Origin of the sequence: Streptomyces sp. NPDC050509, assembly GCF_044457965.1 — a bacterium.
Classification (GTDB): Bacteria; Actinomycetota; Actinomycetes; order Streptomycetales; family Streptomycetaceae; genus Streptomyces.
The window spans coordinates 940,406-965,539 of sequence record NZ_JBITHL010000001.1 but is presented as its reverse complement, the minus strand read 5'-3'; the positions used below and the strand labels follow the sequence as shown (position 1 = coordinate 965,539).

Below are 25,134 nucleotides of genomic sequence, written 5' to 3'. Positions count from 1 at the left end.
GCAGGGACTTCCGGGCAGATGCGCTGTACGCGGTACGCGCGGGAAATGAGGCAAGGCCGGTGAGCGCGCCGCTGTACCAACTGAAGGCCGAGTTCTTCAAGACGCTGGGGCACCCCGTCCGTATCCGGGTCCTCGAACTGCTCAGCGAGCGGGAGTACGCGGTCTCCGAGATGCTTCCGGAGGTCGGTGTCGAACCCGCCCAGCTCTCCCAGCAGTTGGCCGTGCTGCGCCGTGCCAATCTCGTCGTGACGCGCAGGGAGGGCTCGGCCGTCCACTACGCGCTCGCCCACCCCTATCTCGCGGAGCTGCTGAGCGTCGCACGGGCGATCCTCTCCGGGGTGCTGGCAGGGCAGGCCGAACTCCTCGCCGATCTGCGCGCCGCGGACTCCGGCGCCACACCTCCGCAGGACGGTCCGTACGAGGGGACCTGAGCGGGCCGGGACGAGAGGTCCCGGGCCGGCCGGGACGAGAGCCCGACCAGCGCCGCCGTCCTTCGCGGAAGGCTTCCCGCATCTGCTCGCCGCTCCGCCGCCTACACGTCCACCTCGTTCTCGATCCGCTTCAACTGGTGGCGCGCCATGGCCAGATTGGCGCGCGCCCGGTCCAGTACGAGATACAGGAACAGCCCCTGGCCGGCCGAGCCGGACAGCGGCCGGATCACGTGGTACTGGGAGCCCAGCGTGATCAGGATGTCCTCGATGGCGTCCTGGATGCCGAGCGTTTCCAGGGTCCGCATCTTGGCCCGTACGACATCGGTGTTCCCCGCCGCGGCGACGGCGAGGTCCAGATCCTTGCTCCCGCCCAGCGTGCCCAGCGCCATGCCGCTGGTGTAGTCGACCAGAGCGGCGCCCTGGGCGCCCTCGATCATCATCGCGTCCTTCAGTGCCACGTCCGCGCTTGCCATGAACCCCGGTCCTCTCGGCCTGTGAACCCTCAGGATGACGAGTTTATCGAGTAACGACTTACCTGGGATGGCGAATTGAAGATATCTTCAACTAGAGGATGTGATTCCGCTTCTGCCGTCCGTCCGGACGGTCCACAGGGGTGCGTGGGGCAGCCGGGCTCCCTAGGGAACTTCCTCCCGCTCCAGGGAACGCCCGTTCTCGCGCAACTGCGAGAGCAGATCCTCCTGCCCGGCCAGCAGTTCGACCAGAATCCGCCGCGCCGCCCGCAACAGCTCCGCCACGTCCCCGCCGGCCAGCTCGTACACGACGGTCGAACTGCTCCGTGTCGCCGTCACGATTCCCGCGCGGCGCAACACCGCGAGCTGCTGGGAGAGGCTGGACGGCTCGATCTCGATCGCGGTGAGCAGGTCCCGTACCGGCATCGGCCCGTCCTGGAGCAGTTCCAGCACACGGATGCGCACCGGATGCCCCAGCATGCGGAAGAACTCCGCCTTCGCCTGGTACAGCGGAATCTGTGCCCCCGTCACGGAACGTCCCTCACTCTCCGAAGGCGCCACCCCGGCGCCCCCACCACGGCAGAAGTCCTCCACCCTAATGCCCCCTCACGGCGGCCGTTTCAGGGGTGCCGCGGCTGCTCCGGCCACTCCCAGGAGACACCGTGGATGCCCGCCGGGCAGCGGCCCGGCGCCGAGTGGACCGTGTGCGAGGCGTCCAGGGCGACCCGGTGGTTGTAGCTCATGTCCGCCCCGGAGTGCTCGCGGTAATAGCGGTGACTGACCACCGGCAGCGCCGCCGGATGGAAATAGACATGGAGCAGATAATCGCGCAGCCGGACACGGGTGCGGCGCTCGTAATGGTCGTCGACACCGTCCCCGGGATCGACGGAAAGGGTGTAGTCGATGACCACCGTCTCGTTCTTCGCGAGTTTCCGGCCGAACCGTATGTCGATGACGACCGTACTCACTTCGGGAAGAAAGCGGACAGGCCCGGGAATTCCGCAGCGAACCGTGGTGCGGACCGCCCGCGCCCCGCTGTCGACGGTGTGGACGGCGGTGAGCCGGTCGGCGCCCTCGCGGGCCGCGCGCAGTACCTGCTGGATCGCGATGGAGCACAGGCGCCGGTTCTCGTCGATGGTGACGGTCTCCCGGATGCTCAGCGTGCTGATGGCCTCGTTGAGCCGCGCGAAGTCGGGGCCGAGGATCTGTTCCGCCAGGGAGTTCTCGCCGAAGACACGGTGGGAGGAGCTGAGGTCGTGGGCGGGCGGTGCGACCCGGCCGCGCGGGCGGTACGGGCCGATCAGCGAACGCAGTGTCCCTGGCGGCAGTTCGAGGATGGTCTCCAGCGCGTCCACGGCCCGCAGCGAATCGGCCCGTTCGGGCTCGCTGCGCCCCCGCTGCCAGTAGCTGAGGGTGGTCAGGCTGATCTGGATGGACTGCTCGGCGAGCCGGCTGCGGACGCGCTCCAGGGACAGGCCGCGTCTCTTGATGGCCTGCTGGAAGACCTCGGCGAAGACCGGCGAGGAGGAATCCGGATCCTGGTGCACTGGATTCCCCTCCGGGTCGAGCGGTGCCGTGCCCGCACGGGCAGGACCGCCCACCGTATCCGATGGGCGGTCCTGGGGGCCGGTGGGGGCGGCCCGGTGATGCGGCAGGTGGGGCTTACCGCCGGGGGGTGATCAGTTGGTGTTGAGGGTCAGGCCGTAGTGCGAGAGGGCGTCGTCCAGGGGCTGGAAGTAGGAGGAGCCCGGCGAGTTGACGCTGCCGGTGCAGCGCTGCGCGGACGGGCCGCCCGAGGTCATCCCCTGGGCCTGGTTGCCGGAGATGTAGGCGCCGCCGCTGTCGCCGCCCTGGGTGCAGACCGAGGAACTGCCCAGGCCGGTGACGACGGTGTCGGGACCGCCGTTGGCGTCGCTGTAGGTGACCGTCACGTTGTACGAGTTGACCTTGCCGCAGGTCCAGAAGGTCGTACGGCCCGACTTGCACAGGGCGGCGCCGGACGCGGCCCGCGCGCTGCCCTGGACGGCGACGGTGCCCGCGCTGCCGTACGTACCGACCTGCGTGGCTATCGAACTGCCCGAGTCGACGGCCGCGATGCCCATGTCGACACTGCGACTGCCCACCGCGAACCGGCTGTTGGTGCCCTGGGCGAAGCGCGTGCCCTTGTACGACAGGACGGGCAGGTCCTCGATGCAGTGGCCGGCGGTGACGAGGTACTGGCGGCCGGATCCGTCACGGGCGCCGTAACCGACGGAGCAGACATAGCCGTTGAAGGACATCTCGTCGCCCGGGGAGACGACCGCCTGCGTGGACAGCTCCTCCTTGCCCTCGACGACGCGGACGGCGTCGCCGTGGGCCCGCGCGGCCTTGATGAAGGACTTCGCCGCCGCGCTCTTCGCGCTGTTGACCTCGACGGTGACCGTGTCCGTGGCGAGATCCACCGACCAGGCGGTGACGCCGGCCGGCGTCTGCTTGAGCGCCTTGGCGTCCAGCTCCGCCTTGATGCGGTCGAGCGCGGCCTGGCCGTGCTCGGCCACCCGCGGGGTCAGACCGGCGTCCTCGATGCGCTGTTCGGCGCGGGTGTCGGCGGCGTTGACGACCAGGCTGCCGGCTCTGTCGAAGAAGGCGCCGTCCGTGGCGACCCCCTGCCGGTCGAGCTTCGAGAGCTCGGCCTGCTGGTCCGCCTGATCGTCCAGCCGCTCGACGGCCGCCGTCTCGCTGACGCCGAGTGAGGTGGCCAGGGCCTTGACCATCGCGGGGTCGTAGCGCTCGGCGGTCTGTTCGCCCGCCTGGGCGCCGGTCACGACGCTGACGGAGAGCAGGGCGCCCGCGGCCGCGGCCACGAGAATGTTCCGGGAGACTCGCACAGTCATTCCTTCCGGTTCACGGAGCACACGGCCGTGCATGGGGGGAGGAAATCGGCGTGGGGAAGCCGATTTCACAGAGGGGGGAGCCGTGTGTCCGGCGGCAACCAGGGTGCTTGGTGGCCGTGACCGGAACTCTGGCCTATTTTCTCGGGCCGGTTCAAGAGAGTTCCTACGGCCGAAATTCAACAGAGTTGAGCCGCACTGTTGAAACGGCTTGAGAGGAAAGGGAAAAAGAGGAATATGCCGGGCGCCGGGTGCGGTGAATGTGCCCGAACGGTGTACTCGTGGCGGTCGTTCGGTGGAGGGGCGTTTCGTCCGGTGCGTCGGACCGGCAGCCGAAAGGGGGCGTCGAGCGGCGCACGGAGGCCGTCGGCCGGGTCGTTGACGCCTCGATCCGACCGACCTGCGTTTTGCTTACGTCGCCGAGGAGTTGCCGTATGTACGACCGGAGGGATGTTGTGGACACCGGGTCGGAGACCGGATCGGGCATCGCTTCGGGTACGGACACGCCGACTCACCCCCGGGAAGACGATGGAGATGCGCGAGAGGGCCTGGGGCTTCGGGGGCGAACTGGGTCGAGGTCCCCGTACGGATCCGCGACGCGCTCCTCGCGCTCCGGGAGGCTGTCGCGCGCGGCGCGGACCGGTGGGAGAGGCCCGGCAGCGAACCCGCGTGGTAGTTTTTGTATACTCGTTGTATGCAACCCTGGGGGAAGTCGTGACGTCGGGCCGGGAGAAGGCGTACGCGTTCCTCAAGGAGGAAGTCCTCACCGACCCCGAACTCCAGGGCGGGTTCCTCTCCGAGCAGGAGATCGCGGACCGTATCGGAGTCTCCCGCACCCCCATCCGCGAGGCGCTGCTGCTGCTCGCCGCCGAGGACCTGGTCAGGCTGGTCCCCAAGCGCGGCGCGCAGATCGTGCCCCTCTCCGGGCGGGAGATCACCGAACTGATGGAGCTGCGCGGCATCGTCGAGCGGTACGCCGCCGAGCGTGTCGTCCCCGACGGCCGGGCTCCCGTGGCCGAGCTGACCGCGCTGCTGGAGCGGCAGCGCGCTCTCAGCGGATCCGAGCACGCCAAGGAATTCATCGCGGTGGACCACCAGTTCCACGCGACGATGATCGCCGCCGTGGGCAACGCGCTGCTCACCCGCCACTACGACGGGCTGCGCAGCCGGCAGATCCGGGCCGGAGTGGTGGCGCTCTACAACCAGCACGGCCGGCAGGAGGCCGTGCTGCGGGAACACCAGGCGATCCTGGCCGCGATCGCCGCCGGTGACGCGGGGGCCGCGTGCACGGCGATCGACAGCCACCTGGCGACGACCCTCAAGGTCCTCCTCGCAGGCTAGGGCCCCTCGTTTGGATCTTGCTGGGCTCAGCCAGACCCAAACGAAAGACCTGGAACCGAAGGGTCAGGTCAACTCAATCCGGAAAGACGCCGGTTGGCGAGTACGGGGATGGCCCGGCGTACGGTCGTCACCTCATCCGGGTCGAGGTCGGCCAGCAGCATCCCCGGGGCCCCGTCGAGCGACTGCCGTACGGTTCCGTCGGGGCCGATGACCGCGCTGTGGCCGATCCCGGTGGGCGCGTTCGAGGTCGTGGGTGTACCGGACGCCGCCGGGTCCGCCTGACCCACCGCGGCGAGCCACAGCGTCGCGTCGAGCGCGCGGGCGCGCGTCAGCAGCTCCCACTGCTCCCGCTTCCCGGGGCCCGCGCCCCAGGAGGCCGGCAGCAGCGAGACCACCGCGCCCGCGTCGGCGTGGGCCCGGAACAACTCGGGGAAGCGGACGTCGTAGCAGGTCGCGAGGCCGATACGGATACCGTCCACCTCGATGGTGACCACCTCGGAGCCGGGCGCCACGGTGTCGGACTCGGCGAAGCCGAAGGCGTCGTACAGGTGGATCTTGTCGTAGGAGGCCTCCACCCCGGGACCGGTGGCCAGCAGTGTGTTGGCCACCTTGCCGTCCGGCGCGGGGGTGAACATCCCTGCCACCACCACGAGCCCGGTGTCCTTGGCGATCCGGCGGACCTCCCCGGCCCAGGGGCCGTCGAGCGGTTCGGCCACCGGGGCGAGCGGGGTGCCGAAGCAGGCCATCGAGGCCTCGGGGAAGACGACGGCGCGGGCGCCCCCGTCCGCCGCGCGGTGGGCCTGTTCGCGCAGGAGGCCGAGGTTCGACCCGGGGTCGGGGCCGGTGGTGAGCTGGCTCAGCGCGATGCGCATGGGCGGTTCCTTCCGTGTGTACGGGACGGGGCGTGCGGGTGCCGTGGGCAAGGGGGTCGAAGCGGTGCGGTCAGCGGGCGGGTGCTCCGTCCGGCCGTACGGATGTCACGGCCGCGTCCCCGGTCGGCGGGCTCGGCGGCTCCTCCTCGTCGGCGTCCTTCGCGTCGCGGCCCAGCCACACGCCGCCGATCGTGACGACCGCGGTGATCGCGACGTAGAGGGCCAGCGGCACCCAGGAGTTGTACGCGTCGAGCAGCGCCGTGAACAGCAGCGGAGCCACCGCCCCGCCCACGACCCCGGCCAGTGTGTAGGCGAGCGAGGAGCCCGTGTAGCGCAGCCGCGGCGAGAACTGCTCCGAGATGAAGGCCGCCTGCGGGCCGTACATCAGCGAGTGGATGGCGAGCGCCACCACCACACCCCCGGCGAGCAGCGGCCAGCTCCCGCCGGCGGTCAGCGGGAAGAACACGAACGGCCACACCCCGGCCGCCAGCGCCGAAACCCCGTACAGCAGACGCCGGTTGATCCGGTCGGAGAGGGCGCCCGCCAGCGGGATGAGGAAGATCTGGAACGTCGAGCCGATGAGGACGGCGCCCAGCGCCGAGCCGCGTGACATGCCGAGCTCGCCGGTCGCGTACGTCAGGACGAAGACGGTGAACAGCGCGTACAGCACGTCAGGGGCGATCCGGCTGAGGATCGCGGCGGCCAGTGCGCGCGGATGAGTGGTGAAGACTTCCTTGATCGGGGCCTCGGGGCGCTTCTCCTCCGCCTCCATGGCCTGGAAGACCGGGGTCTCCTCCAGCTTCGTACGGATCCACAGCCCGAAGACGACCAGGACCCCGGAGAGCAGGAACGCCACGCGCCAGCCCCAACTGACGAACTGCTCGTCCGTGAGCATGATTCCGAGGGCGGCGAGGACGCCGTTGGCCAGCAGATTGCCGGCGGGCGGGCCGACCTGCGCGGCCGAGGCGTAGAAGCCGCGCCGCTTCGGATCGCCGAACTCGCTGGACAGCAGTACGGCGCCGCCCCACTCGCCGCCGACCCCGACACCCTGCGCGAAGCGGAGGATCACCAGCACGATCGGGGCGGTCACACCGATCGTCGCGTACGACGGGAGCAGACCGATGAACAGGGTCGCGACGCCGATCAGCACGAGCGTCGCGATGAGGACCTTCTTGCGGCCGATCTTGTCGCCGAGACGGCCGAAGACGAAACCGCCCAGTGGGCGGGACACGTAACCGACGGCGTACGTGGAGAACGCCAGCAGGGTGCCGGTGGCCGGGTCCTCCGAGGGGAAGAACACCTCGCCGAAGACCAGGGCGGCGGCCACGGAGTAGATGGCGAAGTCGTACCACTCCAGGGCGGTTCCGGTGAGGCTGGCGAAGAAGGCGCGGCGGACCGCGGAGCCGCTGGGCGGGGGTTGATCCGTGCTCGTGCTGGTGTGGTTCACGACATCCGTCCTTGGGTGGGGCGCGCCGCCATCGGGGGAGGGCGCACTGTCGACCTTCCGGCATACTTCTTGTATACAGGTGGTATGCGCAAGCCTTCCGCGCAAAGTTAACCTCGCCGATACCGTGAACGATGTGGAGAACTCCCATGGCGCTGCTCACCTTCGAACTGCCCGACGGCACCACCCGGCAGGCCGATGTCGTCCAGGTGCTCAACGCCGGCTACGCGGGCCGCAGCCAGGACGACGTGGCCGCGCACGTGGCCGAACTCGCCGAACTCGGTGTGCCCGCTCCGTCCGTCACCCCCGCCCTCTACCCGGTTTCCCCCTACCTCGCCCAGCACACCGAACAGGTCAGCGTCCAGCACGGCCGCACCTCCGGTGAGGCGGAATGGGCGCTGGTCGTGGACGGGGAGGGTGAGCTGCTGCTGACCGCCGCCTGCGACCACACCGACCGTGAGCTGGAGGTGCACGGGGTGGCCTGGAGCAAGAACGCCGGCCCGGACGTGCTCGCCCGCCGCGCCTGGCGGCTGGCCGATGTGCAGGACCGGCTCGACAGCATCACCCTGCGGGCCTGGGTGGGCCGCGAGGGCGCGGAATCCCTCATCCAGGACGGCACGCTCGCCGAACTGCTCACCCCCGCGTACTGGGCGGAGGTGCTGCGGGAGCGCGGCGACCTCGTGCCCGGCACGGTGCTGATCTCCGGCACGATCCCCATGGTCGAGGGCGTGGACCAGTTCGCCGACCGCTGGCGGGTGGAGCTGGGCGACCCGGCCACCGGCGACACGATCGGGCTCGCGTACGACGTGGTGCGCCTGCCGGCGCCCATCGGCTGAGCCGCGCCGCCGGGGCCACGCCGACGGAGCCCGGCTCGCGCTCGCGACGCGTAGACACTGTCTACCCAGGGTGGTGGACAGTGTCTATGAGTGCATACGACGCGGGCCTGCGGGCCCGTCTGGTGGCGGTCGGTGTCGATCTCGTGGCCCGGGAGGGGGTGCAGGCGCTCTCCCTGCGCGAGATCGCCCGGCAGGCCGGGGTCTCGCACGGCGCGCCGCGCCGCTACTTCCCGACACACGCCGCCCTGCTGTCCGCCATCGCGCACCAGGGCTTCGCCGGACTCGCGGCCGAGGCCGCCGCGGCGGTCGCGGACGGCGGTGGGCCGGCGGACGGTGAGGCGGTGGCGGACAGCAGGACAGCGGCGGACGGTGAGGCGGTGGTCGATGGGAGGGCGGTGGGCCCGCGCGCCCGGATCCTGGCGCTCGGACGCGTCTATCTCGGCTTCGCCGCCGCCAACCGCGGCATGTTCGAGCTGATGTTCCGCCACGACCTGCTGGAGAACGGCGGGCCCGGACAGGCTCCCGGGCTACGGGAGACCAGCCTGCCGCTCTTCGGTGTGCTCGTGGATCTGGTCGCCCGGGTGAGGCCCCGCTCCGAGGGGTCGCCGACGCCGGAGGTGGTGGCGGGCGCGCTGTGGGCCAATCTGCACGGCATCGCGCAGTTGTGGGCCTGGGGCAGTCTCCAGCTCGCCTCCGGTGTCGACGACGCCGAGCCGCTGCTCCGCGCCGCGCTCGACGCGCACCTCGGGCCGGAGCGCCCGTGAACGTCCAAGAGGCGACGAAGCACGGAGCGCCCGGGAGAGCCGGACTCCCGCAGCGCCTGGTCCTCGCCGGGAGCGTCACCGGCGCCGCGATCGTCGCCCTCGACGGCACCGTACTGACCATCGCGCAGCCCAGCATGCGGCGCGATCTGCACGCCACCTTCCCCCAGGTCCAGTGGACCAGCACCGGCTACCTCATCGCCGTGGCCGGCCTGCTCGTCCTCGCCGGACGGCTCGGGGACCGGTACGGCCACCGCCGGATCTTCGCCGTCGGGATGCTCGGCTTCGGCGCCGCCTCGGCGGGCATCGGCCTGGCGCCCGGCGCCGGCTGGGTGATCGGGCTGCGCGTCGTCCAGGGGGTCTTCGGCGCCCTGCTGCAACCGGCCACCCTCGGGATGCTGCGTGCCGCGTACCCGCCCGACCGGCTCGCTGCGGCCATCGCCCTGCGTACCGGCGCCATCGGGGTGGCCGCCGCCGCGGGCCCGGTCGTCGGCGGCGCGCTCACCGCCCACTTCGGCTGGCGCGCCGTCTTCCTCCTCAACGTCGTCCCCGCACTCGTGATCGGCGTCCTGACCCTCACCGTCCGGGTCCCGGACCGGCCGGGGGACGCCACCGCCCGGCTCGACCTGCCCGGCGCCGGGCTGCTCGCGGTGGCCCTGGCCGGTCTGGTCCACACCCTCGTCGGGCTGCCGGGGACCGGCTGGACACCGGCGACGGCGCTGGGGTGTCTGGCGGTCGCGGTCGCCGCCACCGCGTTCGTACGCCACGAACGGCGGACCGCGAACCCGCTGGTGCCGCCCGGCCTCCTCGGCCGCTCGGCGCTCGGCCCGGCGCTCGCCGTCCTTCTGTGCGCCTCGGCCGCGCTGTTCGGCACCCTCTTCGTCGCCACGTACTTCCTTCAGGACGTACTCGCGATGGACCCGCTCGAAAGCGGGGTGCGGGTGCTGCCCCTGGCCGTGCTGATGGTGCTGAGCGCACCCGCCGCCGCGGTGCTGTCCCGCCGGTGGGGGCCGCGCGGGACGGCCGGGCCGGCGATGCTCCTGATCACCCTCGGCATCCTGGTGCTGGCCCCGCTCGACCGCGCTTCGCCACTCCTGTGGGTCAGCGGCGGCTTCCTCGTGCTGGGGGCCGGTTTCGGTACGGTCATGGTCACCGCGACGGCCGTCGTCGTGCGCCACGCGCCGGTCGCCCGGGCCGGAGTGGCCGGCGGGCTCCAGCAGACGGCGATGAACATCGGCCCGGTGCTGGGCGTCGCCACGGCCGCCACGCTGCTCACCCTCTCCGGAAGCGGGCCGGACGGGCCGAGTGGGCCCGGTGCTGGGGAAGTCTTCCTCGAAGCGATGGGCTCCACGCTGCCGGTCCTCGCGGCCGTCGCCGTGCTCGGCGCACTGTTCGCGACGAGGCTGCCCGGGCCCGGGGCGGTCCCGGGCAGCGGGTCCGGCGGAAACCTTCGGATCTTGGCCGGGCGTTCCCAATAGTCCGACTCGTGTGTAGCGTCGAGGCGCCGGGCTCCTGGTGAACCGGCCCTCACGCCCCGCCCGACCCCACAGGAGAGTTCGTTGAAACGACCGCCCTACCTCGCCGCCGCCGACCGCTACGAGGGCATGCGGTTCCAGCGCAGCGGTCTGAGTGGCGTACGGCTGCCCCAGGTCTCCCTGGGCCTGTGGCACAACTTCGGTGACACCGCCCCGCTGGAGAACCAGCGCGCCGTGCTGCGCCGCGCGTTCGACCGGGGCGTCACCCACTTCGACCTCGCGAACAACTACGGCCCGCCGTACGGCAGCGCCGAGGCGAACTTCGGGACGGTCTACGCGCAGGACTTCCGGCCCTACCGCGACGAGCTGTTCCTCTCCACCAAGGCGGGCTACGACATGTGGCCGGGTCCGTACGGCGAGTTCGGTTCGCGCAAGCACCTGCTGTCGAGCCTCGACCAGTCGCTGAGCCGGATGCGCGTCGAGTACGTCGACCTCTTCTACTCGCACCGCTTCGACCCGGACACCCCCCTGGAGGAGACGGTGGGGGCGCTGGCCTCGGCCGTACGGCAGGGCAAGGCCCTGTACGCCGGGCTGTCCAACTATCCACCCGAGCAGATGCGGCGCGCGGCCGAACTCCTCAAGGAGCTGGGCACCCCGCTGCTGATCAACCAGCACGCGTACAACATGCTCGACCGCGTCATCGAGCACAACGGGCTGATCGCCGCCTCCGACGAGGTCGGCGCCGGGGTCATCGCCTTCTCGCCGCTCGCGCAGGGGCAGCTCACCGACCGCTATCTGAACGGGGTGCCCGCCGACTCGCGGATGGCCGTCGGCCACTTCCTCAAGCGGGACGCGCTCAGCGACGAGAAGCTGACCCTGCTGCACGCGCTCAACAAGGTCGCGGGCGAGCGTGGCCAGACCCTGGCCCAGCTCGCGCTGGCCTGGGTGCTGCGCGACCCGCGCGTCACCTCGGTGCTGATCGGCGCCAGCAGCGTCGGCCAACTCGACCAGAACCTCGCCGTCCTGGACGCCGCGCCCCTGACGGAGCGGGAACTGGCGGCGATCGACGCTCTGCTGGCGGACAGCGCAGTGGCGTAGCCACCGGCACGGGGTGACGTGGCAGGGCCCGGGTACGAGGGGCCGACCGGAGGAGAAGCCGGTCGGCCCCTCGGTGTGTCCGGCCCGCGGTGGTTTCCGGCCCGCGGTGGTTTCCGGCGTGCGGAGTGACGGGCTCAGGGTTACGAGTTCAGGGTTACGGGTTCAGAGTTCCCGGCGGAAAGCGGCCAGAAGCTGCTTCGTATGGTTCGCGGGCTCCGCGTGGGTGACCATCCGGTCCATCGCCTGCATGTGCGCGGACACCTCGTGGGCGTCGTCCAGATAGAGCGCCCCGGTCAGATACTCGATGTAGACCATGTCGGGCACTTCGGGGATGTCGAAGCGGAACAGGACGAACGGGCTGTACGTGCCGGGGTGCGGCCCCGCGCCGTACTCGGCTATCTGGAGCGTCACGTTCGGCATCTCGACCGCCTCGATCAGCCGGTCGATCTGGGCGCGCATCACGGCCTTCGAGCCGACGGGCCGGCGCAGCACCGTCTCGTCCAGGACGGCCCAGAAGGCCGGGGCGTCGGAGCGGGTGAGCAGCGCCTGTCTCTCCATCCGTAAGGCGACATGGCGCTCGATCCGGTGCGGGTCGGTGGTCCGGCCGACCGCCCCCGTGGCCAGGACGGCGTGTGCGTACTCCTCGGTCTGGAGCAGCCCCGGCACGAAGTGCGGCTCGTACGAGCGGATGGTTTTCGCGGCCTCTTCGAGGCTGACGTATCCGCTGAACCAGTCGGGGAGTATGTCGTGGAACCGCTGCCACCAGCCGGGCTTGTTGGCCTCCTCGGCCAGCCGGAGGAAGACCTCGGTGTCCTGGGGGCCCACCCCGTACTCGGGCAGCAGGAACTGGAGGTAGGGGATCTTGAGGGAGACCTCGGCGGTTTCCATCCGGCGGACCGTGGCGGCGGTGACCCGGAGCAGCCTCGCCGACTGCTCCCGGCTGAACCCGGCCCTCTCGCGGAGGTTCCGGAGCTGCCTGCCGAGAACGAGCTGCCCGATGGTGGGGGCAGACCGAGGCTCACTCACACTCCACCCCCGACGACCGGTGCCATACCGGGGAGTCTGTCACAGCGGTACGGGGGTGAGGAGGCCCTGTTGACGGCTCGTGATGTCTGTGCGGCGGGCCGCACACGAAGAGGAGCAACGGCGGAGGAGGGGGAGGCAAGGCGAAGGCGGTGAGATCCGGCCGTCGTAAGGCGGACCCTGGGCCGCGTCCCACAGCCGGGGCGCGGCCCCATCGGCGTTCACGGGGCTCCGGCCGGGCTTTCGTCGGTCTCTTCGGCTTCTTCCCGGGGCTGTTGTGGGTCTCGTGGGTCTGTCGTGGGTCTTGACACCACACGGAGCTGCCCTGGATATACGCGATCTCCGCCATGTTCACCCTCGCCCGAATCGGCGACCGCACGGGGCGGCGCAAACCACTGCTGATCGGCGCTCTGGTGGTCGCGGCGAGGTGATGGTGGAGATCCACCTCCACCTCGCCGCGGCACCCGAGCGTCACCTGGGTCGAACACTTCGAGTGGCTGGAACCGATGTTCAACGAGCGCCTGGAACTCCGCGACGGCCGCATGACCGTCCCCAGCCGCCCGGGCCTCGGCCTCTCCCTCAGCGACCGGGCGGCGGCCTGGACCACGGAGGACGTCACGATCACCGGCTGAGCCCGGTCGGGGCCTGCGGAGAGGGTGGGTCCGGCGTCGGCCGACGGCTCCCTCGCGGCGCCAGTAGTCTCGTCCGTGGTGGCGCGGCGCCGCGGAGGGCCGCCGATCACATGGGGGAACTCCGGCGGCGACGGGACCTGCGCCCGCTCCTCGTGAATCGCGGAACTGCGTGAGTCATGTGTTCTGGCTTCCTGTGCGGTAAACACCAAAAACGATCATTCTTCACGGAATATCTTCAAAGATGTTCCTGGTGGGGCAGGTTGAGCGTAGCCTCCTGAGATCACAGAGCGTGAGGCAGTCGGCGGCCCGCGTGATGGTTGGTGGAGTCCTCAGGAAGGCGGGAGCATATGGCCACGGTCTCGGAGACACGGAACAGGGTGTGGCGCCCGTACGAGGACGAGCCCCTGCTGACGCGTGCCATGGCCGACGGGTACGACGCCGTGCCGACTGCGGAACTGGACCGGTTACGGACGTATCTGGAGGCCCTCGTCTCCGCCCGGCGCGCGCCGGTCCATGTATCCGTGGCCTTCAACGCCGTCTACTTCGGCTATGACCTGGGAGGCGACGGATACGGCGGCAGCCCGCTCGACCTCGACGCCTTTCCCGTGGTCGCTTTCGGAGAGAGCGCCCCAGCCCTGCCTGTCGGCGCGATGGTGCACATCGCCACCGGATCGCAGCCGCTGTACGCGGAGATCGTCTACAAGGAAGGCAGACATCCGGAGAGCGGAGAACTCGGCGATGTACCTGACTGGGTGTCCGGAGCCCCCGTCGGTGCGGAGGGGCCGGGGAGGCCGTGCTCCGAGAACATACCCGAGCGCCGTGAGCTGCTCGTTCCCGACCTGCACGTCTTCGGCGACGCGCTGAGTCCGAGCAGCGCCCAGTTGGGTCGTTTCCGCGCGCAGCGGCGCTGGATCGATCAGAACGGGCACGTCCTGGTCAACGCCGTGTATCCGTCAGGGGAGTCGGCCGAGCGTGGCGATGTACACGCCTACGCCGCCCACCTTCTGGCGACGGGGCGGGCGCAGTTGCTCAGCCCCACCGTGCCGATGTCCCTCGCCCAACTGGCCGGAGGACGGGACGAGGAGCGGCTGTCCCACACACTGAGCCGCCTCCTCGATGTGGTGGGGCGCGTGCTCGCCTCCAGCGATGCGGTGCGCATGTGGGGCCTTTACGCGATGTCGTGCGCGTCCCTCGCCGCCTGCTGGCGCGATGAAGGGCCGCTGGGCGGGGACGACATGGGTACTCTGGCGGCCACCCTGCGGAACGCGGCCAGACCGGCGGTCCGGCGGCGCTACGGCCTACCCGCCCCGATCACCGTCCATACCGCGATCGGGCCACGGCTGCGCCACTTTCCTGGGGCCGAACCGCTGCTCAAAGGCGTCGGGTACGCCGCGGCAGTGTGCCGGTCGAACCTCGCGCTCGCCGATGTGCTCCGGGGCGAGAGCGAGAACGGCCTGTTCGACAACGGCGTCAGGGTCAGCCTTGACGACCCCTTCGAGGGCGGCGGGGTATGGCGGTCCCGTCACCCCGGCACGGACGAGGGCGACGACCCGCTCCAGGCGGCGGGACGTGGCTGGCGCGGAACCCTCCGGTCCTTCGAACCGAGTCAGGACGACCAACCGCCTGAGCCTGTGGACCTGCCGCTCCCGGACACAGCCGAGCTGGGGCCCGGGCAACTGCTGAGGATCGATGACACCGGGATCGTCTGGCGGCTGCCGCTGCGGCTCGCCCACCTTGCCGGGGGATACCTGCCGCTGCGGTCGGTGGTCGTCGACGCGCTGCGGGGTGCCGGTTCCGGGCAGCTCGCCGTACGACTGGAGCTCGCCCACCCAGGGCAGGGGCTGACGGAGGCGGAGGCGACGCAGCACACCCGAGCCGAACTGGATGACGACACAGGGCGGCTGCTGCCTGTCCTCTGGCCGCCCGACTTCTTCCCCGGTCTCGAACTGCGGCTGCGCCTACCGCGTGGCGGACGCGTCATTCACGCCACCACGATGCCGCTGGACACGCCCGTATCGGTGGAGGGGCGGGTCATCGGGCATGTCTACGATCCGTCCGTCCTCACCCGCGAGGACGCCCCGGGAAGTTCTCGTACCCGTGACTCCGCCGCCGGACTCGACACCGACGGACTGGTGATGCGGGCCGTGCGCCGCTGCGGGTTCCTGGCCCCGGACGGCCACGCGCTGCTGGATCGTGCGGTGCTCCCCTCCACCGTGTACGGGGCGGAGTACCGCCGGGGCCGCCCCGCGACGTGTCCCCGCGACACCCTGGAAGCTGCCGTGGAGCGGCATTTCGCGTCCGGCAGCCTCTACCCGGCCCTCGGCAGCCGTGACCGTGACGGTCACCCGCACCATCCAGGGCGCCCCGGCGAGCGGGTGATTCCCCTCGTCGGTTACACCCCGGATCCGATCGCCCTCCCGCGCCCGGCCGGCGAACCCGAAGGGCCGGGCAGGAGCCGGCCGATGGAGTCCGTGGCGCTGCACCACGTCCCCGGGCACGTACGGCGTCTGCTGCCGGGAAGTTCGCCCAGTGAGGGGCAGCGCGTGGCCTTCCGGGAGTACTGCCGACAGCTCGGCAAGGCCGACGGCTGGGAACTGCCGGTCGGCTACACATTCGTCACACCCCACACCAGGGGCCGCTGACCACTGTCCGTCCGTCGGAGCCGGTGGCCCGCCAAGCCCTCGCGCCTCTCTCGCTTCACTCGGCAACGTCACACAGGAATGGAGTACGCATGCACGATCGGTACTACGTGAGCGCGGAGCCGCCGTTGTCTCCGCCGGGCACCCCACCGGCGCTGCTCGGATCGCTCGCGGCGGCACTCAACGCGCTGGGCACCCCGGTCGCCGACGCGCTGGACGAGCTCACGTCCGACATGGTCGAGCTGGCCTTCAACTCCGTCACGTACAAGGAACGCCAGGCACTGCTGCGGGGGCTGGGTATCAATCTGGCCGCCCCCCGCAGGGCGAGCAAGTCGCTCTGCCGCGATGTAGGCGACCGCATGCGTCGCGCGGCGAAACAGAACGGCTGCTCCTGCTCCGCCCGGCGGCTGACGGCACGTGTGTCCGTGGATGTGCAGCGCGCCGCCGTCGCCCAGGGCAGCGACCCGAAGTCCGATACCGGAACGCTCGCGGACCCGGTGGCACGGTGGGGTGACACGCTGGTCCGGCTGACCGTCTTCGCCTGGTGCCAGGCATCCGCGTTCGACGCCCGGGTGCTGATGTGGGCCGCCGACCGGGACTGGCTCGGTCTCGACGCGGGCGTCAAGGGCCTGGAGGCCGTACGCGAGGCGGCCGCCGGCGTCGTCGAGGCGACCCCCGGCTTCACCAGGGGTGGGGAGCCGGCTAGCGCCGAGGGGGACGACGTCCGACCCGCTCGTGCGGGAGAGTCCGTCACCGCTGATGCCCTCTCCAGGGTCGAGCCGCCTCAAGGGGACGGCTCCCGTACGGACGCCGGTGAACCCCTGCCCGCTCCGACACCACGGGGTTCGGCCGAGGACGCCGAGCGGGCCGAGGAGCCGGCGGAGGAAAGGGAGAGCGACGCGGTGCTTTCCGCCTACACGGCGCTCACCGCTTCCTTCCGGGCTGCCCAGGGAGACGCACGGCGTATCGTCGAGACGCTCGACGACGGTCGCCCTCCCGCCCCGGGCGACCTGCGGCAGCTCTCCTCCCTGGCGGAGAAGTTCGCCCGCGCCGAGGAAGTCCTGGCCGCCGCCGGGCACAGCGCCCCGTTACGTCGGCTGGACGAGTTGACCCGCGTGGTGGGCGCCTATCGCGTCGAACGGGACCGGGACGCGGCTGAGCGGCAGGCCCTCCACACCCTGCTGGCCATCGAATGCCGCGACGACGGGTTCGCGGCTTCGGCACTGAACGCGGCCCACCAGCGGGCCCGGCAGCTTCTCGGAGCCCGTAGTTGGGGCGAACCTGAGCGGGCACAACTGGAGTCGCTCACCGCCTTGGTGCACCTGGTGGAACTGAGGGACGGACCTGATGCCGACTCCCGGGTCAACGCCCTGACCCAGCGGGTGGGCAAGCATCTCCCGGAGTGTGTGATGGCCGCGGTGATGCATCAGGAACTGTCACTGCCCTCGCACCCCGGGACGAGGGACCTGCCCGGACAGCGGGCGGGGCAGGAGACGGCACAGGCCACAGCAGGTCCGCCCGGAGAACCGGCCACGGAACCCAGCGCCATCGTGACCGCCCGGACCGAGAAGGCCGACGAGAGCGCGGCTGTCCCGGTCGGGAGCCCGGCGGATCTTCCGGCGGCGCCCGACCCGACCGTGGAGTTACCGCGCGATGGCGCACGGTCGGGCGAGGAGACGCCCGCGGACTCCGGGCAGGCCCAGGCCCTTATGGCCGTAGCCACCCGGACCGTACCGGTGGACGTTCCCGGGATTTCGACGACCGTGCCCGCCCAGCCCGAGCAGCCCTCTCCTGAACCGCCGTCGTCCGACGGCGCCGTGGCGGCAGAAGCCCGCCCGCTGACAGCCTCCGCCGAGAGCGCCCTCCTCAGGCTCGTCTCCCAGGGACGCTTCGGACTCGCGGCCGGCGTCTCGCGCGCCGCGGGGCGCCCCGAGGACGAGTCGGCCGCGCTGAGCGTAGCGGCTGCCGCGGCCGTTCTCCGTCCTGGATCCGGCAGCGGTGCCAGGGTCGTCGGCGAGGCGATCCAGCGATGGGACGATCTCGCCACGCACCCCAGTGACGGAACCGAACTGCTGCTCCTCCCCGCACTCGTACGTGCCGCACTGGTCACCGGAGAGGCGGTGACAGGCGCCCAACTGAAGACGCTGGCCCCACGGCTCCCCGAAGGACTGTCGGGCATCGCGATGGCGGTGGCCGACAGAGCGCTGAACACCGCCCTGCTGACCGCGCCTCCGATGGCGGTCATCGCCGATGCGTCCGAGTCCGAGGCCGGGCTGCGGGAGATCGCCGAACGCTGCCGTGATCTGCTGAAACCGCAGCGCCTGCGGTACAACAGGGCGACGACCATCGCCAAGGGATGGCTGGCCGCGGACGGAATGCTGGGCGCGATGCTGCTGGGCATCGCGAACGACGAACCCGGAGCGGACACGACGGCACGCGCGACCATTGAGCGGTTGTCGCGGCTGTCCGAGGTCCACACCGAGATCGACCGCCGGGACCGGGAACTCCGCGGCTCCAGTGGTCGCCCTCTCCAGGGCTCCGGGCGACAGGATCTGGTGCATGTCGTCGAACGCGCCGTGGACTGGGCCCAAGCCTGGCTGAACAGCAACGAGGCGCTGCGCCGCAACCAGGTTGTCGACAACGACTGGGCGGTGAGAGAGATCTCCGACATGCGCAGAAGCGTCCTCGCGCAACAGGGAGCCGTCCTGAGCGAACTGGCGGCGGCGAGTGGCAGTCCCAGCGCCTTGCGCACCGCCACGGCCCGGGCGGCCCATGACAGCCTCACCCGCCTCTTCCAGGAACTTGAACACGGAGCGGCGGTCCAGCGCTCCGAACCGGAGGACGACGCGCAGCGGGTGATCGACGCGGAGCTGCTGAAGATCCCGCTGGGGCCGGGCGAGCAGCCGTCGCTGGAGGATCTGCTCGCGGCCGTGGACAGGACCTGGGACCAGGCGCTGGAACTTCAGCTCGAACAGGACGAGTTCGCGATGGCGCGGCGCATCCTCGACCTGCACCACCGGGGAACCCTGCCCGGAACGACCTCGCTGAGCCGGCCCGAGGCGTGGCGCACCCGCCTCGACGAGTCGGCGGTGCGCCGCCGCGCGGAGCTGACCGAGAGCCATCAGGAACGTGCCGCCGAGCTCCGGCGGGCACAGGCGGACGGCGCGCTCTCCGACGACCAGGATGTGACACTCCAGGAACTCCTGGCCGACGCCCTCCCCGTGGCGGAGGACGGGACACCGCGCGAGCTGGCTCCGGTACGGCGCACCCTCGCCCGGGTCGCTGAGCTGCTGCCCCGGTACCGCAAGGAGGCCGCCGACCGGCTGCGGGCCCGGTTGGACGCCCTGCCCGATGTCAGCCCCGACGAGCGCGGGCAGGTACTGCGCCACCTGGAGACCGACGGCCTCGCCACCGCGGCGGACCTCGTCTACTTCCTCGAACTGGGGGAGCCCGTACCGGAGATCCTGGCCGGGGAGTCGCACCTCGCGGGATTCTTCCCGGGTGTGCCCGCGGGGCTGCCCGGCGGGATCACCACGGAGCTCATCGCGACGGTCCGGGGGCGTCGATGCCATCCGGACCTGCCCGTCCTCGACTACACGCATCTCTCGGAGGACGAGGCCGCGCAGGCGGCGACCGCTCTGGACGGATGGCGGGAACTCGCCGCCACCGAACCCAAGGAGCGGCTCAACGTCCGACGTGACCTGCTGCTTCCCGCGCTGCGGCTCATCGGCTACGAGGCCACGAAGGCGCCCGTGCGCAACGATCTGCCGCGCAGCAACGAGTACCGCTTCGTCGATGTCATGGACATCGACATCAACGGCCGTGCCTGGGCCCCCGCGTTCGGTACGAAGATCCTCGAACAGGGCAGCAGGCTGCGCGTTCTGCTGCTCTGGGGACGCCCGCCGGCCCAGTTGGTACTGAGCCGGGCGGCGAAGGAGCCCAGCGGTGAAAGCCTGCTCGTCGTCTACTTCGGCACGCTCGGACCTGATGCCAGGGCGGAGCTGGCCCGGGAGTCCTCCGGCGGCGCGCCGCTCATGGTGGTGGACGACGCGGCCCTCGCGTACCTGGCGGCCCGTGGGAACCGGCAGGTCAGTGTGGCGACGGAAACACTGCTGCCGTTCTCCGGGGTCAACCCGTACATCAAGGAGAAACGTGGCCGCATCGGACGTGAGATGTTCTACGGGCGCGATGCGGAGCGCAAGAAGATCCTCGATCCCGACGGTACGCAGATCATCTTCGGTGGGCGCGGACTCGGCAAATCGGCCCTGCTCAATGACGCGGGCGACCGTTTCACCGAGCAGCAGCCCGGCTATCACTGCACGGTCTACCTCAACCTCGACCACCACAACATCGGCAAGGGCAAGGCGCTGGGGTCGGAGACGATCTGGAACGTTCTGGACCACGAGCTGACAAGTCTCCAGGTACTGCCGCCTCAACCGCGGCGCAAGTCCCGTGCCACCCATCCCTGGAGCAGGGTCCGGTCAGGCATCAAGGAATGGCTGGACGCGGATCCCCGTCGGCGGCTGCTCATCCTGATGGACGAGTGCGATCTGTTCTTCGAGGCCGATGCCCCGCACTGCACCGAGACCCGGCGACTCAAAGGCCTCTGCGTGGAGACCCCGGGACGCATGAAGGTCGTCTTCGCCGGACTGCACTCCGTGCAACGGTTCACCCGGCTGGCCCGCAACGGGCCGTTCAGCCACCTGGCACAGACCCCGACCGTGGTGGGACCGCTGAGGCCGCAGTACGCGGCCGATCTGCTGGCACTTCCCATGCGGGCGCTGGGTTTCGAGTTCGCCGACGTGGACCTGGTGAACCGGGTGCTCGGCTACTGCTCGTACCAGCCCTTCCTGCTCCAGATGTTCGGCAGCCGGCTGGTGGAGGTCATGCAGCGACGGCGAACCCGTGGGGACACGGCAGGGCCTCCGTACGCCATCGAGGCCTCCGAGGTGGAGGCCGTCGAGTCGGACCCCTCACTGCGGGACGGTATTACCGCGGCGTTCAAGGAGACCCTCACGCTCGACGACCGCTACAACGTCATCGCCAATGTGCTGGCGCGGCGTGCCCGGGACAACGGGCTGGAAGCCAGACTGAGCGATATGGAGCTGCGCGACGAGTGCGCCAGTTGGTGGCCCGTGGGATTCAGCGGGCTCGACAGCGAGGGATTCCGTGCCTACCTCCAGGAGATGGTGGGGCTCGGGGTGCTCGCTCCGAATCATGACGGCCGCGGCTGGCATCTGCGCGGACCCAACGCGCTGCGGATGATCGGCACGGCCCAGGAGATCGAGAGCCAACTGCTCAGTGCCGAGAGCGAGTGCCTTCTGGAGGAGACCGTTGTGCTGGCGGGACGGCCCGAGCTCTCCGGAGGCAGGCCGGCCCCGCTCACCGTCACCCAGGTCAACGATCTTCTGGGTGAACGCACCAACCAGACCCGGATCGTGCTCGGTACCGCCGCTACGAACGTCGGTGATGTCGAGGACACACTGCGGGACGTCACCCGCGGTGTGGACGAGTGGGTGCTGCCGCCCATCGGGCGTATCGGTGTGTTCCGCCAGGAACTCGGCGCGGGACGGCCGGGGGAGCGAAGGGTCGTCATCAGCGATCTCGCGCGCCACGGGGTGAGCGACGACTCCTGCCGTGAGTCCCTGGCACTGGCACGCCAGACCGTTCCCGAACGGGCCGGTGTCACCAGGGCCGTTGTCCTCGTCGCGGGGACCGGCCAACTCGCCCTGTGGCGGGAGCTGCTGTCCGCCCCCGCCGGGGTGGCGTCCTTGGCGGTCGTGCTGCGACGCCACGACTGGCGTGGTCTGAAGTCATGGGCTCAAGGCGGCGTCTTCGACACCGAGGAGAGAGTGACCCGCCTGCTGGAGGCAACGGGAGGCTGGCCGGTACTTCTCGACCGGGCCGCCGAACTGCACGGCACATGCGGGGACCAGGATCGGGCTCTCCGCCTGCTCATCGACGAGCTCCAGGAAAAGGCGCCTGCGGCTGAACTGGTCCACGCCTCGGGACTCACCGCGGATCCGCTCGTCGCTGCCGGATACCGTGCGGTGGTCGAGGAGTTCGGTGGTGCGTGGGCTGAGGACGGCGACATCCACGCCGCGATCGATCTGGCCGGAGCGGGGGAACAGGACGCCGACTGGGTCTCCGCGTGCCTGGAAGCGTTTCAGGTGTTCGAACGTGACGGTTCACGGCTGAGGCTGGAACCCGTGCTGCTGGGCTGCTGGTCGTGCGGCGGGTGACGACCGGGTGATGTACCGGGGCGGCCTCTCCGTGAGGAGCGGCCGCCCCGGTACGAGACCGATGGCGCCGGCGGTGGCTCTGTTCGGCCGCGAGCATGTCCGGGACGCCTTGCTCGACCGTACTCCGTACCCACGGACTCCCTTACTCCTTTCCGCGTCGATGCGCAGTCGAACTGCCGAATTCGTGCATATTCGGGTCCACTCGGTGCGCTCCGGGTCTAGGCTCGTCACGTGACCTGGGCGCTGTCCGAGAGGGAGGGGGAGGGATGCCGGTGCATCCGCCGGAGCAGATGGTCGCTCTCCCGCTGCTGGAGCGTGAACCCGAACTGGCCGCCGCGGCACGCGCGGTGGACGCCTTGTGCGGAGCGACGCCCTCCGGTGGGGTCCTCGTGTACCGGGGCGCCGCCGGGCTCGGCAAGACCGCGCTGCTCTCCGAGGTGCGCCGGCTCGCCGCCGGGCGCTGCGCCGTGTGGGCCGCGCGGGGCGGCGAGAGCCTGACCTCCGTGCCGTTCCATGTCGTACGGCAACTCCTCCAGCCCGCACTCGTGGTCGCCGAATCCCCGGACGGGCCGGGCGAGCACGCGGAGGACGGCGGGCGCGACGCGTACGGGGCCGCGGCCGGCCTGCTCGGCGAGCGGTACGAGATCGTCGGTCCCGCGCTCGGGATACTGCCGCCCGGTGACCACCCCGCCGATCCGCAGGGCGTCAGGGACGGCCTGGACGCGTTCGTCGAACGGCTCGCGGGGGTGCACGGCCCGCTCCTGCTCACCGTGGACGACGCGCAGTGGGCCGACCTGGAGACCCTCGCCTGGCTCGCCTCCTTCGCGCGGCGCCCGGGGCGCGCCCTGCCCGTCCTCGTGGTGGTCGGCTACCGCACCGAGGAGGCCGTCGGCGAGGCCGAGGAGCATTTGAGGACGCTGGGCGCGGCGGCCCGGCTGCTGGTCACCCTCCGTGAACTCACCCCCGACGCCACGGCCGGGCTCGCGCGCGCCGCGCTCGGGGAGCACGCGGACGATCCGTTCTGCCGCGAGGTGTGGGAGGTGACCGGCGGCAACGCGTACGAGAGCGTCGAACTCCTCGCGAAGGTACGGGACAGCGCGATCGACCCCGTCGGCACCAACGCCGGCGAACTGCGCGCCCTGGGCGCCTCCGCGCGCGGCACCGGGCTCATCGCACGGCTGGAGGAACTGGGCACGGCCACCACCCGGTTCGCCTGGGCCGCCGCGATCCTCGGCACGGACATCTCTCTCGACCTGACCATCTCGCTCGCGGGCATGAGCGACGAGGAGGCCGCCGAGTGCGCGCAGCGGCTGCGCGCCGCCCGGATCCTCGTCGGCTCCGACCCGCTGGAGTTCGTCCATCCGCTGATCGCCGGGGCCGTCTACCGCGCGATCCCGCCGGCCGTACGCGCCGCGATGCACGGCCTCGCCGCCTGGGCGGTCTCCCGGAGCGGCCGGGGAGCCGCCGCCGCGGCGCCGCACCTCCTCGAAGTGCACCCCGACGGCGACCCCGAACTCGTCGAGCAGTTACGGGAGGCCGCCGCGGAACACCTCGCGGTCGGAGCCCCGGACGCCGCGCGCCGCTGCCTCGAACGGGCCCTGGCGGAACCGCCGTTGTCCACCGTACGGGGACCCCTCCTGTACGAGCTGGGCTGCTCCACCCTGCTGACCTCGCCCGCCACCACGGTCGGTCATCTGCGCGCCGCGCTCGACACCCCGCACCTCGACGACGCCCTGCGCGTGGACGTGGTGTTCCGGCTCGCGCAGGCCCTGACGCACAACAACCAGACCGGCGACGCCGCCCACGTGGTGGCCACCGAGGCCGCCCGTACCGAGGACGGCCCCTCCCGGATGCGGCTCCATGCCGCGCACTTCCTCTGGGAGGGCGTCCAGGCCATAGAGGAGGACGGCCCGGACCGCTCGCGCCGTCTCGCCCGGACGGTGGCGCCACTCAGCGGGCGGGACAACACCGAACGCGTCCTGCTGATGCTGCGCGCCTTCGACGGCACGGCCCGCGGCGAGAGCGCCGAGGAAGTCGTCCAGATCGGTGAACGCGCCCTGAAGGACGGCGCGTTGCCGCCCGGTGTCGGCTGGGCCGATCCAGGATGGGGCTTCGAACCCCCGGCCCTCCTCGGGCTCTCGTACGCCTTCGCCGACCGGCTCGACCGCGCCGAGAGCCTGTTCACCGAGGCGCTGCGCGCCTTCGAGATCTCCGGCTGGAGCGGCGGACATCTCGCCTTCGCCCACGCGCTGGTCGGCTACGTCCACCGCAGGCGCGGCCGGCTCGCCGACGCCGAGATGTATCTGCGCGAGAGCCTGCGCCTGGCCGACCGGGTCGGCAACGGCCTGCCGATGAACTGGGACGCCGTCTGCATGTTCATCGACACGCTGCTCGCCCGCGGCCATGTCGAAGAGGCCGGGGAGGCCGCCGAGCGGTACGCGTTCGCGCCGCCGTACTCCTCGACGATCGTCATCCCCGACGCCCCCTCGGTCCGCGGCCGGCTGCTGCTCGCCCTCGGCCGCAAGGGCGAGGCGGTCGCCGAACTGGAGGCGGCCGGACAGGCGTTGCTGGCCCGGGGACGGCACAGCGTGGTCATGGCGCCCTGGGCGCTCGACCTCGCGCGGGCGCTCGCCGACGAGGACCCGCGCCGCGCGGCCCAGCTCGCCTCGTACGCCAGGGACCGCGCCGAACGCTTCGGCACGCACACCGCCATCGGGGTGGCGCTCTGCTGCACGGCGTCCTTGAAGGAGGGCCCGGAACGGGTCGAGCTGCTGGCGCAGGCCGTCGCCCACCTCGAAGCGTCGCCCTGCGCGTACGAACGCGCCGTCGCACGGGTCGAGTACGGCATCGCCGCCGGGTTCCACGCCGAACTGTCCTGCGGGCTCGAACTCGCCGAGAGCTGCGGCGCCGACGGGCTGGCGGCCCGCGCACGCCTGGCGATGGAGTCCCACCACGCGCAGCGCTGAGACGCCCGGGGGACGGGCGGGATCCGAACGAGAG

The 25,134-nt window shown here is 71.1% G+C and carries 17 protein-coding genes; 10 read left to right on the top strand and 7 right to left on the bottom strand.

Going from position 1 to position 25,134, the window contains the following annotated elements; translation table 11 throughout:
• Positions 1–59 precede the first annotated feature (59 nt).
• Entirely contained in the window at positions 60–431 is a 372-nt protein-coding gene (locus tag ACIBJC_RS03745) for an ArsR/SmtB family transcription factor (RefSeq protein ID WP_399287242.1), read from the top strand.
• Positions 432–532: 101 nt separating this feature from the next.
• On the opposite strand, the gene ACIBJC_RS03740 is transcribed toward ACIBJC_RS03745, so the two are convergent.
• The 4 genes from ACIBJC_RS03740 to ACIBJC_RS03725 form a co-directional block, all read right to left on the bottom strand.
• Entirely contained in the window at positions 533–904 is a 372-nt protein-coding gene (locus tag ACIBJC_RS03740; RefSeq protein ID WP_329827767.1) for a hypothetical protein, read from the bottom strand.
• Positions 905–1,066: 162 nt separating this feature from the next.
• Positions 1,067–1,432 carry an ArsR/SmtB family transcription factor gene (locus ACIBJC_RS03735; RefSeq protein ID WP_399287238.1) on the bottom strand — a complete coding sequence of 122 codons (366 nt, stop codon included), beginning with the start codon at positions 1,430–1,432 and terminating at the stop codon, positions 1,067–1,069.
• Positions 1,433–1,521: 89 nt separating this feature from the next.
• A complete protein-coding gene (locus ACIBJC_RS03730; protein WP_399287235.1) occupies positions 1,522–2,448 on the bottom strand; it encodes an XRE family transcriptional regulator in 927 nt (308 codons plus the stop codon).
• Positions 2,449–2,580: 132 nt separating this feature from the next.
• Positions 2,581–3,768, bottom strand: a complete 1,188-nt coding sequence (locus ACIBJC_RS03725) for a S1 family peptidase (protein WP_399287233.1) — start codon at positions 3,766–3,768, stop codon at positions 2,581–2,583.
• A 717-nt stretch (positions 3,769–4,485) separates the two neighbouring features.
• On the opposite strand from ACIBJC_RS03725, the gene ACIBJC_RS03720 reads away from it, so the two are divergent.
• A complete protein-coding gene (locus tag ACIBJC_RS03720) occupies positions 4,486–5,112 on the top strand; it encodes a GntR family transcriptional regulator (RefSeq protein WP_399287230.1) in 627 nt (208 codons plus the stop codon).
• A 68-nt stretch (positions 5,113–5,180) separates the two neighbouring features.
• Here ACIBJC_RS03720 and ACIBJC_RS03715 read toward each other — a convergent pair whose 3' ends face one another.
• Positions 5,181–5,984 (bottom strand): carbon-nitrogen hydrolase family protein, encoded by an 804-nt coding sequence (locus ACIBJC_RS03715; RefSeq protein ID WP_399287227.1) that lies wholly within the window; start codon positions 5,982–5,984, stop codon positions 5,181–5,183.
• Positions 5,985–6,054: 70 nt separating this feature from the next.
• Positions 6,055–7,431, bottom strand: a complete 1,377-nt coding sequence (locus ACIBJC_RS03710; RefSeq protein WP_399287224.1) for an MFS transporter — start codon at positions 7,429–7,431, stop codon at positions 6,055–6,057.
• 146 nt (positions 7,432–7,577) lie between these two features.
• Between ACIBJC_RS03710 and ACIBJC_RS03705 the strand changes: the two genes are divergently transcribed.
• The 4 genes from ACIBJC_RS03705 (at position 7,578) to ACIBJC_RS03690 (ending at position 11,598) form a co-directional block, all read left to right on the top strand.
• The gene (locus tag ACIBJC_RS03705) at positions 7,578–8,264 is read left to right on the top strand and encodes a DUF2848 domain-containing protein (protein ID WP_399287221.1); all 687 of its coding nucleotides are present in this window, start codon (positions 7,578–7,580) and stop codon (positions 8,262–8,264) included.
• Positions 8,265–8,350: 86 nt separating this feature from the next.
• Positions 8,351–9,028, top strand: coding sequence for a TetR/AcrR family transcriptional regulator (locus ACIBJC_RS03700; protein WP_399287218.1), 678 nt, complete (start codon positions 8,351–8,353; stop codon positions 9,026–9,028).
• Positions 9,025–10,503, top strand: a complete 1,479-nt coding sequence (locus tag ACIBJC_RS03695; protein ID WP_399287215.1) for an MFS transporter — start codon at positions 9,025–9,027, stop codon at positions 10,501–10,503. Before ACIBJC_RS03700 ends, ACIBJC_RS03695 begins: the two co-directional genes overlap by 4 nt.
• 126 nt (positions 10,504–10,629) lie before the next feature.
• On the top strand, positions 10,630–11,598 hold the full coding sequence (locus ACIBJC_RS03690) for an aldo/keto reductase (protein ID WP_399288106.1): 969 nt from the start codon (positions 10,630–10,632) through the stop codon (positions 11,596–11,598).
• 162 nt (positions 11,599–11,760) lie between these two features.
• Here ACIBJC_RS03690 and ACIBJC_RS03685 read toward each other — a convergent pair whose 3' ends face one another.
• A complete protein-coding gene (locus tag ACIBJC_RS03685) occupies positions 11,761–12,624 on the bottom strand; it encodes a helix-turn-helix domain-containing protein (protein WP_399287212.1) in 864 nt (287 codons plus the stop codon).
• 503 nt (positions 12,625–13,127) lie between these two features.
• Between ACIBJC_RS03685 and ACIBJC_RS03680 the strand changes: the two genes are divergently transcribed.
• The 4 genes from ACIBJC_RS03680 to ACIBJC_RS03665 all read left to right on the top strand — a co-directional run bounded on the left by ACIBJC_RS03680 (position 13,128) and on the right by ACIBJC_RS03665 (position 25,100).
• Complete coding sequence (locus ACIBJC_RS03680) at positions 13,128–13,253, top strand: hypothetical protein (protein ID WP_399287209.1); 126 nt, start codon at positions 13,128–13,130, stop codon at positions 13,251–13,253.
• Positions 13,254–13,600: 347 nt separating this feature from the next.
• Entirely contained in the window at positions 13,601–15,895 is a 2,295-nt protein-coding gene (locus ACIBJC_RS03675; RefSeq protein ID WP_399287205.1) for a hypothetical protein, read from the top strand.
• 89 nt (positions 15,896–15,984) lie between these two features.
• Positions 15,985–22,134 carry a hypothetical protein gene (locus tag ACIBJC_RS03670; protein ID WP_399287202.1) on the top strand — a complete coding sequence of 2,050 codons (6,150 nt, stop codon included), beginning with the start codon at positions 15,985–15,987 and terminating at the stop codon, positions 22,132–22,134.
• 266 nt (positions 22,135–22,400) lie between these two features.
• Positions 22,401–25,100, top strand: coding sequence for an ATP-binding protein (locus ACIBJC_RS03665; RefSeq protein ID WP_399287199.1), 2,700 nt, complete (start codon positions 22,401–22,403; stop codon positions 25,098–25,100).
• The last annotated feature ends 34 nt before the right edge of the window (positions 25,101–25,134 follow it).

Excerpts from the sequence above, each read along its gene's own strand:
- ACIBJC_RS03740 (WP_329827767.1), bottom strand. The coding sequence starts at position 904 with ATGGCAAGCGCGGACGTGGCACTGAAGGACGCGATGATGATCGAGGGC.
- ACIBJC_RS03715 (WP_399287227.1), bottom strand. The coding sequence starts at position 5,984 with ATGCGCATCGCGCTGAGCCAGCTCACCACCGGCCCCGACCCCGGGTCG.
- ACIBJC_RS03705 (WP_399287221.1), top strand. The coding sequence starts at position 7,578 with ATGGCGCTGCTCACCTTCGAACTGCCCGACGGCACCACCCGGCAGGCC.
- ACIBJC_RS03700 (WP_399287218.1), top strand. The coding sequence starts at position 8,351 with ATGAGTGCATACGACGCGGGCCTGCGGGCCCGTCTGGTGGCGGTCGGT.
- ACIBJC_RS03690 (WP_399288106.1), top strand. The coding sequence starts at position 10,630 with ATGCGGTTCCAGCGCAGCGGTCTGAGTGGCGTACGGCTGCCCCAGGTC.
- ACIBJC_RS03680 (WP_399287209.1), top strand. The coding sequence starts at position 13,128 with ATGTTCAACGAGCGCCTGGAACTCCGCGACGGCCGCATGACCGTCCCC.
- ACIBJC_RS03675 (WP_399287205.1), top strand. The coding sequence starts at position 13,601 with ATGGCCACGGTCTCGGAGACACGGAACAGGGTGTGGCGCCCGTACGAG.
- ACIBJC_RS03670 (WP_399287202.1), top strand. The coding sequence starts at position 15,985 with ATGCACGATCGGTACTACGTGAGCGCGGAGCCGCCGTTGTCTCCGCCG.
- ACIBJC_RS03665 (WP_399287199.1), top strand. The coding sequence starts at position 22,401 with ATGCCGGTGCATCCGCCGGAGCAGATGGTCGCTCTCCCGCTGCTGGAG.